Origin of the sequence: Porphyromonas endodontalis ATCC 35406, assembly GCF_000174815.1 — a bacterium.
In the GTDB taxonomy this organism is placed as follows: Bacteria; Bacteroidota; Bacteroidia; order Bacteroidales; family Porphyromonadaceae; genus Porphyromonas; species Porphyromonas endodontalis.
Genome location: NZ_ACNN01000012.1, coordinates 151509 through 160807 on the forward strand (window position 1 = coordinate 151509; position 9299 = coordinate 160807).

Below are 9299 nucleotides of genomic sequence, written 5' to 3' on the forward strand. Positions count from 1 at the left end.
TGATGGGCAAAGACGAAAGCGAGGCCTCATTAGGGCGCACCACTCTCGTCTCTATCTCCTCTAGAATATTGTATTTATTCGTGCGATGTGAAATACTTCATAAACTGCATACGCGTGTACTGCGTTGCATCAGCACCCTGATCGGCCTTGAGCTTACCACGGAACTCATGCACTGCATTGTACTGCTTACGCTCCATCCATGCAGTAAGTCCGGCGAGTACCTCTTGGATGTATTGAGCTCCATTCTTATAGAGAGCGGAACACATCTGTACAGAAGAAGCTCCTGCGAGAAGAGCCTTAATAACGCCTTCACTCGTGTGAATACCGGTAGATGCCGACACAGGGAAGTTGGCGATCTGACCAGCAATAAGACCCGTATAGCGGAGTGTATCGGAGAGATCAACAGCAGTAGTGAATACTTCGCCACCTGAAATACGTTCGTTCTCTATGTCAATATCCATTTGGTAAGAACGATTGAACAGGGTAACACCGGCTGCTCCCACAAGGCGAAGTTTGTCTACCATGGCAGGGAGGCAAGAGAATGTTTTTGCCAATTTCACTTGTACAGGGATTTTGACTGCCCCTGTAATTCCCTTAATGATAGCTACATAGTCATTAACCAAGTGAGTAGCATCTGCCGAAACCTTACCCTCGAGGCGCATAATATTTACCTCCAAAGCGTCTACTCCCGTCTCTGCAATTTGCTTTGCATAGTTCGTCCAATCACCAGCCTTATAGCAGTTAATGCTAGCGATTACGGGTACATTCACACGCTTTTTCACGTCGCGAACAAAATCAAGATACTTATTGATTTCATTGGCTTTTACGTAACCGGAAATATAGTCAGCAGCCTCGGGATAATCCGATTCGCTCGTCATAGACTTTGAGAGCGCATCTATTTGCTCCTCAAAGAGGGACTTGAGCACAACGGCACCAGCACCGGCAGCTACTAATTTTTCTATCTTCTGGGCACTATTGGTAAGCCCCGAACTACCTACCACAATGGGGTTACGCAAAGCGATGCCCGCATAGTTTGAAGTTAAGTCTAACATATCTTCGTCTCTTTCTAAAATTATTTCTTCTGTATTTATAGCATAATAAGGGACTCTTAATAAGCTCGTGGTCCCATAATAGCAGTACCAATACGCACCATATTGCTCCCCTCACTGAGGGCTATAGACCAATCTTCGCTCATTCCCATAGAGAGGGTATCAAAGCAAGGGTATTGACTCATTAGCCCCTCTTTTAAGCGGTAAAACAAGCCCCGCAACTTTGCAAACTCGGCTCGGATCTCGGCTTCGCTATCGGTATGGGTAGCCATCCCCATCAAGCCTCGCAGGCGAATGTGTGCATTCCCCTCAGCCTGCCGATCTAACAGGGCTGCAAAAAAAGCCTCAACCTCATCATAAGGAACCCCACTCTTGGTCTCCTCTTGAGCGACGTAGACTTCTACAAGACAATCTATCGTGCGATTGTGCTGGGCTGCACGCCGTTCCACCTCATCGTACAGAGCAAGGGACTCTATACTCTGTATAGAAGTAATGAAGGGGGCTATATACTTAACCTTATTCCGCTGCAAAGAGCCTATAAGATGCCAACGAATATCCTCCGGCAACTTATCCACCTTGCTCACCAACTCCTGCACGCGATTCTCACCAAAGTCTCGCACTCCGGCATCGTATGCCTCTTTTATCTCATCCACTGCATGATACTTAGATACAACTACAAGAGTTGCATTGCTAGGGATCTGTGGACGAATCTGATCGAGCCGTTCTTGAATTGTTGCCATTAAGGGGAGGGATAAAAGGGAGTGCTTAAATTCGGAGTGTAAACACATCCATGATATTGGTCTCTACCACAGCGGCGATGGAGTAATCGTGAGTTGTACGCGACATCTCTCGCTCTATTACAGCCACGGCATTAGCAAGTGAACTTGCTTTCACAATCATTGTTACAGGCGTTTTCTTCTCCACCCCATTTTTCTCATCAAGCACGATAAAAAGCACTTTGCAACGATAATATTTATCGTCCTCGTCATTATCGTTCAAGAATAGCTCCGCTATTTTGGCACGTTTAATAGTGCTAATTACAATCTCTCCCGTGGAGGAGAATGGGGTTATTTCCTCAACGAGGCGTGCTTCTGCCTCTGTTACAGACATGGCATCTACCAGATAGCTCTCGGCAGACCGCTTAGAAAGCCCCGTATCTGCTAGCTTTTCATAACGAACTGAACACTCGTACCAATTATTCATAGACTATAAAATTCATTCATCCGTTGGGGATATTCTATGCCTCCCCACACTATTTCTTACAAAGGTAGATATTTTGGATAGATAAGAGAATCAGGTAATTCTCCTCTCGGTTTCGGGGAAGGGGGTAAAATCTCCCGAGTTCCGTTCTTTTCTTCACTTGTGAAACCTCAAAAAAAGCCTGCCTAACTCTCGGCTCCTTTTAGGTCTATATTTTTTTATTTCACAGGCAGCAAGCTCCCCCATTATTGGGTAAAAACGGACGGAAAATAGGGCAGCAAATTTTATAGACTTCCCCACAATCCCTAGGAAGAGATGGCTAGAATCCTCTAAGCACAAAAGCAGCAACAAAGCGATACGGGCTACCACAATAAATTGTACCTTTGCACATTGAGATATTTGTACACCAAGTAATCTCAATGGATATATCCCTCTCCTTGAGATGGGAACGTCTTCGAAAGTGGTCTTCATGTCACCACAAAGCATATAAGAGAATGTACACCTATAATATAAGAGTGCATGACAAAAGATAAAATCGTAAAGCTCCTTGTAACGGGCTTTCTAATGCTCTTCTCCCTCCTTATCAGCAGCTGCGGAGAGATGGCTCGCATCCAAAAGAGCAACGATACCTCCCTTAAGTACGACTATGCCAAGAAGTACTTTAATCAGAAAAAATGGAGCAAGGCTTCGGAGCTTCTAGTGGACGTTGTACCCGCCTATGAGGGTACAAGCGAAGGAGCCCAGGCTCTCTATATGCTCGGGATCTCGGAGCTAGCTCTTGAGCATGGGGACATCGCCGCAGAGAGTTTTCGCCGTTACTATACGAATTATCCCAAGGGAGCAAAGGCAGAAGAGAGCCGATTCCGTGCAGGAGAGGCCTTCTACATATCCTCCCCGGAAGCTCAATTGGATCAGAATGTGACCTACACAGCCATCCAAGAGCTGCAAACATTCATCGAACTTTACCCCACCAGCGACTACAGAAAGGATGCCGAGCGCATGCTTTTCGACCTACAAGACAAGTTGGCTTACAAAGAACTAAAGAGTGCAACACTCTACTACGATATGGGTATGTACCTTGGGAATAACTACCAAAGTGCAGTAGTAACCGCCAATAATGCCCTCAAAGACTACCCTTATAGCAAGTGGCGCGAAGACTTTTACATCCTAATCCTGCGTGCTACCTACCAAGAGGCTATCAACAGTGTAGTCTCCAAACAACAAGAGCGCTACCGCAATGTGATCGATCGGTACTTCGCATACGTAAACGAATTTCCCCAAGGGAAGTACACCAAAGAGGCGGACCGCATCTACAAACGCATCCAGCCCCTACTCTCAGAAGAAGCCTAAACGAAAGAAAAAGAACGATATAACTATAGAGACTCTAGAATGGAATCGAAGAAAAAACTATCTGTACCCAACGAAGCTATTACCCGCTCTACCGCCCAAATGGCAGAAAAAACGGGGAACCTCTACGAGACCGTTATGGTCATTGCTAAGCGTGCCAATCAAATTGCGCATGACCAGCAAGAGGAGCTAAAAAGCAAACTAGAAGAGTTCAATAAGGGCACAGATACCCTAGAAGAAGTATACGAAAACGCAGAGCAGATAGAGGTATCTCGCTGCTACGAACGCCTTCCCAAACCTACCTTAATAGCCACTGTCGAGTACGACAACGATGAGCTATACTTCCGTCTGGCAAGTGAAAAAGGAAAAGAAGAATAACTCAAACTAAATCTTATCCCGGTTTCGGGATCCTTCTCTATATTATGTGGCAAAGAATACAAACTCTCTGGTTGCTCCTCGCCGGGGTGGCCATGACCCTAACCCTATTCCTGCCCCTTGCACTATTCTCCACGCAGAGTGTGATGGGTGCAGAAAACTTCGAAATGTACAGCCTGTGGGTAAAGAACGCCACTGATGGCTCCATTGGCAAAGGGCTTATTACATGGGATCTTTTTGTCCTCGGCGCCCTTATCACAATGATATCATTCGCCACAATCTTCCTCTTTAAGAAGAGGAAAATCCAGATGCGTTTGTGTGTGTTCAGCATGCTTCTCGCCATAGGTTATATCATTGATTTTGCAGTACGAGCATGGCAATTCAAGGCCGTTCTCGATGCGGACTTTAGTATCAAGTTTGCTTTGGGTCTCCCCTTTATCGCCCTCGTTTTGCTCTACCTAGCCTTCCGAGGGGTACGAAAAGACGAGATCCTCGTACGCATCAGTAGCCGCATCCGCTAAGTCTCCCCCCCAATCACAATAAGCGCACCTATCCCTACACCTCAATAAAAAACGACACTCCACTGTATGGCTATTTTCCTCAAAGACGTATCACACACTTTTGGTGAATACCTTTTGGTGCCGGGGCTTACCACGCCCGAGAGCACCCCGGATAAGATTGTACTGCAAACCCCACTCTCGCGCTTTAAGCGAGGAGAGGCACCGCGCATCCGTCTGAATATCCCCTTCGTATCGGCGATTATGCAGTCGGTATCCAATGATACCTTGGCTATCGAGTTGGCTCGCAATGGGGGATTATCATTTATCTACGGTTCGCAGACGATTGAGGAAGAGGCCGATATGGTACGGCGTGTCAAAAAGTTCAAGGCCGGTTTTGTAACGAGTGATGCCAACCTCAGCCCTGACCAAACGCTAGCAGATGTAGTAGCCCTCACACACAAAACAGGGCACTCTACGATTGGGATAACGCATGATGGCTCTTCGCACGGTAAGCTATTGGGTATCGTTACCGGGCGAGATTATCGTTTGAGTACGGATAGTCTCGATCGCAAGATAAGCGAATTTATGACCCCGATTGAGCGCCTCCACGTGGGAGCTAAGGGCATGACATTGAGCGAGTGCAACGATCTTATCTGGAAGTTCAAACTCAACACCCTACCCATCCTAGACGAGAAGGGAAATCTCCTCTACTTCGTTTTCCGCAAAGATTACGATAGTCACAAAGAGAATCCTCTAGAGCTATCGCACCCCGAAGACAAGACACTCCTCGTGGGAGCCGGTATCAACTCTCGCGACTACCGCGAGCGTGTTCCTGCTCTTATAGAGGCAGGTGCCGATGCCCTTTGTATTGACTCCTCCGATGGTTACTCCGTATGGCAGGCAGATACCCTCAAGTGGATCCGCCAACAATATGGAGATAGCGTGGTAGTGGGAGCAGGTAACGTGGTCGATGGAGAAGGCTTCCGCTACTTAGTAGAGGCAGGTGCCGATTTTGTAAAAGTAGGTATTGGAGGAGGCTCTATCTGCATCACTCGCGAACAAAAAGGGATTGGCCGCGGTCAGGCTACAGCCGTGATAGAGGTAGCACGCGAGCGCGACAAGTACTACGAAGAGACCGGCATTTACATTCCCATCTGTAGTGACGGAGGTATCGTTCACGACTACCACATGGTACTCGCATTGGCCATGGGAGCCGACTTTTTGATGATGGGACGCTACTTTGCTCGCTTCGATGAGTCCCCCACTCGCAAACTAAAGATCGGTGCAAACATAGTCAAGGAGTATTGGGGCGAAGGTTCCAATCGTGCTCAAAACTGGCAACGCTACGATACCGGCGGTAACGTAAAAGAAGAGATGAAATTCGAAGAAGGTGTGGATAGTTATGTGCCCTATGCCGGCCCGATGAAGGGCAATCTCGACCAAACCTTGATGAAGATCAAAGCCACCATGAGTAGCTGCGGTACTCCCAATTTGGCAGAGCTTCGTCGGAATGCCAAGATAACGCTCGTCTCTTCCACCTCTATTGTAGAGGGAGGAGCACACGATGTTATCCTCAAAGAATAGTCCGCTAGAGACATTCTTCTCAATCACAAGAGAGAGCTGCAGCCCATGGTTCCCCATCACCTTATCACCTTGGTTGGCCCCACAGCGTCGGGGAAAACCTCTTTAGGGGTAGTAATAGCAGCAGCTCTCTCTGGTGAGATTATCAGTGCCGATAGCCGACAAGTATATCGGCGAATGGATATAGGTACGGGAAAAGACCTGAGCGAATATACCCTGCCGGATGGCTCTTCCATTCCCTATCATCTGATTGACATTGCCAACCCCGGAGAGGTGTACGATCTCTTCCATTGGCTGGCGGCCTTTCGCACTTCATACCAAGACATACTCAATCGTGGTAAGACTCCTCTTCTTGTGGGGGGGACGGGTTTGTATGTAGAGACTGCCCTCCGAGGCGACTCTCTCTCCAATGCGCCACAAAACGAGCGACTACGCAAGGAACTCTACAACCTCTCGCACGAAGATCTCAAAGATATTCTACGAAGATATGGGGGGACTCCCCGCACCGATATTGGCTCTGTTCGTCGTACCATTAGAGCCATTGAGATAGCCGCCTATTACGCTCGCTACCCGGAGCAAGACCCATGGAAAAAATCGAACGCCACGGTCAAAACCCAGGGCAACGAAGCTCAAAACTCCCCTCTAATCCTCTGTATACAACTGCCCCGAGAGGAGCGCGTCCGTCGCATTGGAGAGCGTCTCAAGAAGCGTCTTGAGGAGGGACTTATCGAAGAGGTAGAGCAATTGATTGCCTCGGGAGTACCTACAGAGCGACTTATCCAATACGGACTTGAATACCGCTTTATCACGCAACACCTCCTTGGGGAGCTAAGCCGTGAAGAAATGATTGCTCGGCTAGAGATCGCCATTCGTCAGTTTGCAAAGCGTCAAATGACATGGTTCCGAGGGATGGAACGCCGGGGATACACCCTCCACTACTTAGACGGAACCCAATCCACCGATCGCCTATGCCAAGAGGCTTTGGAGTACATCGCCTCAAAGCGAGAGGGCAAACTCAACTAACATCTTCGCTATCCTAAGACATATCCATGCCTCACAACTCGGATCATACCTCAGTGTGCACGCTACGCCATCTTTCCTCAGAAGAAATTGCACAACTAGAGGCCAATCATTGTAGTGCCACCGATTGGAATCTCATCTTTGTACCCGAAAAATTCACCCCCACGGCTTATCAATTTGTGGAGTTTAGGGGAGAATGCCACCTCGGGACTACGCTAGGGGCAACTCCTTCCCGACCGAACTTTGCTTCCCGACCAACCGGAATATATCATGCCATCATCGAAGATTGTAGTATAGGCAACGAGGTCTACATCGGGCATATTGGCAACAAAATCTCAAATTACAGCATTGGCGAGGGCAGCATTATAAGCCATATTTTCTCGCTCACGGCTCGGCAGGGCTCTTCTTGTGGCATAGGGACGAAAGTCTCCGTACTCGACGAGACGGGGGGGCGTGCCCTACGTATTGTACGTCATCTACCGGCAGCTGTTGCCTATTGCATGGTCTTTGGCAAGGCAGATAAAGCCCTGATGCAAGCCTGGGAACAGGCTGTAGATATTGCCACTTCGGAGGTAGAAGAGAGAGGATATGCCGTGATTGGAAAAGATAATTTGATTGCCCAATCCGGGATTTTGGAGGACATCTCAACGGAGCACTCCTCTACAATTATCGGCGTGCAGCACCTCGCCGAGGGATACATAGGCTGTAACGTAAAAATGCAGGGGAGCATCGTCTCTGAGCATTTTATCGTAGAGGATGATACCCACCTAGGCAATTGCTCGCTACATCACTGCTATGTAGGGGAGGGATGTAGGCTCGATGGCGGATTTTCGGCTCACGACTCCCTCATCTTTGCCAATAGCAACCTAAGCAACGGAGAGGCATCGGCTGCTTTCCTCGGCCCCTATACGGTCTCCATGCATCGCTCGACCCTACTCATTGGAGGGGCATTTTCCTTTTTCAATGCAGGTAGCGGTACCAACCAAAGCAACCATCAATACCGTCTAGGCCCTATACATCATGGACTCATGGAGAGAGGCGTAAAATGCTCTAGCGACTCCTATATGCTTTGGCCGGCTCGCGTAGGAGCTTTCAGCAAACTGGTGGGGAGATTCTACCGCCACCCAGACACTGCCGAATTCCCCTTCGCTGTGCTCACAAGCGATGGCGGGGAAATGCAAATACAACCTGCCGTAACGATTGGGCACATCGGTACTTGGAGAGATTTTGAGAAGTGGCCCCTACGGGATAATCGCACCTCTACTCTACCCGACGATCGTCTGGTCTTCCGCCTTTGGCAACCCGCCATCATGTACCGCGTATGGCAGGGGTGGAAGCAACTCTCTCTCGCCCAAGATCTCGCCCAGGAAGGCAAATCTTACCACCATCTAATGGGAGGATGCGCTATTGCAGAAGGGGATATTACCTACGGCATCCAGCTGTACCAATCCCTGCTCTCCGCCTATATCGGGCGACTTCTTTACTCGGAGGCTTCGCTGACCTTACCCCAACTTCTTGAGGAGTTATCAGCGATAAAACCCTCAGAATCCCCCTCTCCGGTACTTGACCTCATGGGATTTGCCATTAGCGAAAAGGGCTACTTAGCATGGCGCAAAGAGGTTACTAAGGGAGGCATGTCCCCCTCTCAAATAAAGCAATCTCTAGAGCAACATGCCCTAAGCCAAGAGGAAGAGAAGGAATGGGCTTTACGGCTACTTCGTCAGCTCCTATCAGACGATCTGGAGGATTCCCTTCGCGCATTTATCCAAGCCATCCCCACGGCAGAGCAGCTCCTGCAAAAGCGTGTCTTCTCGGATGGTCGCAAGGAACTATCTCCCTCGCGTAGCTCCGTTGGCTTTGGGCTTCTCCCTCTACCCGAGGCAGAAAAAGCGGCAGAAGAAGATTTCTTAGCCGTGCGACAAGACCTTATAAAGCAAGACTTTGTCGGGAAACTCAAACGTGACTTCTCCCAATATATAGAGCAAGCCGAAAAGCTAAAAGAGCGACTTCTCGGATAAAAAGAGAGCATTCGCCTAGAGAGCTCACCACCATCTTTCACACCAATCAGAGGCTGATTTTGGATTCAAAGTCAGCCTCTTTTTTATTCCCCCACAGCCAATTTTCTCGGAGTTTTAGGATGGAAAAATTTTTGCTTTAGCCCTGGAATCAAAAAAGATTTAGGCAGTAATATTTTGAGGTTTTGTAGATAGGGAATTACCAATCGATT

Annotated in this window: 9 protein-coding genes; 6 read left to right on the top strand and 3 right to left on the bottom strand. The window is 48.4% G+C overall.

What is annotated here, in order from left to right; all coding sequences use genetic code 11:
- Nucleotides 1–74 precede the first annotated feature (74 nt).
- From POREN0001_RS03040 to POREN0001_RS03050, 3 genes are read right to left on the bottom strand one after another with little or no spacing between them, the layout of a single operon-like run.
- A complete protein-coding gene (locus tag POREN0001_RS03040; protein WP_004332807.1) occupies nt 75–1052 on the bottom strand; it encodes a dihydroorotate dehydrogenase-like protein in 978 nt (325 codons plus the stop codon).
- Nucleotides 1053–1108: 56 nt separating this feature from the next.
- Nucleotides 1109–1789 (bottom strand): YggS family pyridoxal phosphate-dependent enzyme, encoded by a 681-nt coding sequence (locus POREN0001_RS03045; RefSeq protein ID WP_040580378.1) that lies wholly within the window; start codon nt 1787–1789, stop codon nt 1109–1111.
- Between the two features lie 25 nt (nt 1790–1814).
- Complete coding sequence (locus POREN0001_RS03050) at nt 1815–2252, bottom strand: DUF4494 domain-containing protein (RefSeq protein WP_004332793.1); 438 nt, start codon at nt 2250–2252, stop codon at nt 1815–1817.
- A 516-nt stretch (nt 2253–2768) separates the two neighbouring features.
- On the opposite strand from POREN0001_RS03050, the gene POREN0001_RS03060 reads away from it, so the two are divergent.
- The 6 genes from POREN0001_RS03060 (at nt 2769) to POREN0001_RS08990 (ending at nt 9090) form a co-directional block, all read left to right on the top strand.
- A complete protein-coding gene (locus POREN0001_RS03060) occupies nt 2769–3599 on the top strand; it encodes an outer membrane protein assembly factor BamD (protein ID WP_004332857.1) in 831 nt (276 codons plus the stop codon).
- Nucleotides 3600–3638: 39 nt separating this feature from the next.
- On the top strand, nt 3639–3974 hold the full coding sequence (locus POREN0001_RS03065) for a DNA-directed RNA polymerase subunit omega (protein ID WP_004332853.1): 336 nt from the start codon (nt 3639–3641) through the stop codon (nt 3972–3974).
- A gap of 44 nt (nt 3975–4018) precedes the next feature.
- Nucleotides 4019–4492 (top strand): DUF4293 domain-containing protein, encoded by a 474-nt coding sequence (locus POREN0001_RS03070; RefSeq protein WP_004332932.1) that lies wholly within the window; start codon nt 4019–4021, stop codon nt 4490–4492.
- A gap of 66 nt (nt 4493–4558) precedes the next feature.
- Complete coding sequence (locus POREN0001_RS03075) at nt 4559–6055, top strand: IMP dehydrogenase (RefSeq protein WP_004332881.1); 1497 nt, start codon at nt 4559–4561, stop codon at nt 6053–6055.
- Nucleotides 6056–6100: 45 nt separating this feature from the next.
- Nucleotides 6101–7075 carry a tRNA (adenosine(37)-N6)-dimethylallyltransferase MiaA gene (miaA, locus tag POREN0001_RS03080; protein ID WP_004332798.1) on the top strand — a complete coding sequence of 325 codons (975 nt, stop codon included), beginning with the start codon at nt 6101–6103 and terminating at the stop codon, nt 7073–7075.
- Nucleotides 7076–7101: 26 nt separating this feature from the next.
- Complete coding sequence (locus tag POREN0001_RS08990) at nt 7102–9090, top strand: DUF4954 family protein (RefSeq protein WP_004332837.1); 1989 nt, start codon at nt 7102–7104, stop codon at nt 9088–9090.
- Nucleotides 9091–9299: the final 209 nt, after the last annotated feature.

What these genes read in the sequence shown, in the direction of transcription:
- POREN0001_RS03040 (WP_004332807.1), bottom strand. Translation starts at nt 1,052, where the DNA reads ATGTTAGACTTAACTTCAAACTATGCGGGCATCGCTTTGCGTAACCCC.
- POREN0001_RS03045 (WP_040580378.1), bottom strand. Translation starts at nt 1,789, where the DNA reads ATGGCAACAATTCAAGAACGGCTCGATCAGATTCGTCCACAGATCCCT.
- POREN0001_RS03050 (WP_004332793.1), bottom strand. Translation starts at nt 2,252, where the DNA reads ATGAATAATTGGTACGAGTGTTCAGTTCGTTATGAAAAGCTAGCAGAT.
- POREN0001_RS03060 (WP_004332857.1), top strand. Translation starts at nt 2,769, where the DNA reads ATGACAAAAGATAAAATCGTAAAGCTCCTTGTAACGGGCTTTCTAATG.
- POREN0001_RS03065 (WP_004332853.1), top strand. Translation starts at nt 3,639, where the DNA reads ATGGAATCGAAGAAAAAACTATCTGTACCCAACGAAGCTATTACCCGC.
- POREN0001_RS03070 (WP_004332932.1), top strand. Translation starts at nt 4,019, where the DNA reads ATGTGGCAAAGAATACAAACTCTCTGGTTGCTCCTCGCCGGGGTGGCC.
- POREN0001_RS03075 (WP_004332881.1), top strand. Translation starts at nt 4,559, where the DNA reads ATGGCTATTTTCCTCAAAGACGTATCACACACTTTTGGTGAATACCTT.
- miaA (WP_004332798.1), top strand. Translation starts at nt 6,101, where the DNA reads ATGGTTCCCCATCACCTTATCACCTTGGTTGGCCCCACAGCGTCGGGG.
- POREN0001_RS08990 (WP_004332837.1), top strand. Translation starts at nt 7,102, where the DNA reads ATGCCTCACAACTCGGATCATACCTCAGTGTGCACGCTACGCCATCTT.